Raw genomic sequence first — 879 nt, 5'->3', positions numbered from 1 at the left:
TTTTGGAACAAAAAAGATGCGACTTTTGCGGAGTCCGTTGGTGCTGCTGGTTATGTTTTTAATTTCTAGATTTCCATTCATTGAGTGCGATTTCCAATTCTTTAGCAATGGGCGAAGCACCAAGGCTTTTGCTTTTTGATGATTCTGGATTACTACGTATGTTACTCGCAAGCTGTTTTATGAATGCAACACCTTTGGCCTTATAGTGGTCTATTTCGGCTTTACTAAGTACTACTTCGACCGTATAAATACCAACAGAGCCACAAACTACTGACAAAATAAAGTTTTCGTTGTGGCGGAGTAATGTCCAGCTCCAGTTTTCTATTTCGACCTTTTCCATGACCACCTAGAGAACATAACGCTTTTATAAACGGCGCACGGCTCTATCGTGCGTCCAACGCAGGCCACGTCTCTTTGTGGCCGGAGTGATGTTTGATGAACTGGTTAGATGTTTTAGAACACCCAACTAAACCAAACACCACGTTAAAACCTAAGTGCTTGCCTTGAGACAAAAACACCATAGATGGCGACTTTACCGGACTTCCTAGGAACACACCACCGACGAAGCCTCTACAAATAAAAATGTGCCTGAGAAGCTTGAACAGCAGAGCGGAACAGTTGGAAACCGTACCACCTACCCTAAAAATTTAAACGGAAAGATGCCAGATTAGAAACGTGCATTCCTTGCCGAATATTGAGCCTTAACCTTTAAGGCAAAAAAACATTTAACGCCTGTAGCTGCGGCCGAGCGAAGCGAAGTCCAGCCATAGCGTCTTTTTGCTGGGGCGAGACAGGCTACACTTGTTAGATTAAAACAGCCCCATTTTCTCGTTAATTGAGCGGCCATCGTTATTTCTATCTGCGATATAAAGAGAAAAC

1 protein-coding gene is annotated in these 879 nt (G+C 43.2%); it reads right to left on the bottom strand.

The genetic code is table 11. From position 1 onward, the window contains the following. Positions 1–58: 58 nt before the first annotated feature. A complete protein-coding gene (locus tag A3735_RS06870; RefSeq protein ID WP_068633550.1) occupies positions 59–340 on the bottom strand; it encodes a hypothetical protein in 282 nt (93 codons plus the stop codon). Positions 341–879 lie beyond the last annotated feature (539 nt).

The sequence above is a fragment of the Oleiphilus sp. HI0061 genome (genome assembly GCF_001635675.1).
This window is presented reverse-complemented; position numbering and strand designations above follow the sequence as displayed.

Coding starts and splice junctions, on each gene's coding strand:
- A3735_RS06870 (WP_068633550.1), bottom strand. CDS start 340: ATGGAAAAGGTCGAAATAGAAAACTGGAGCTGGACATTACTCCGCCAC.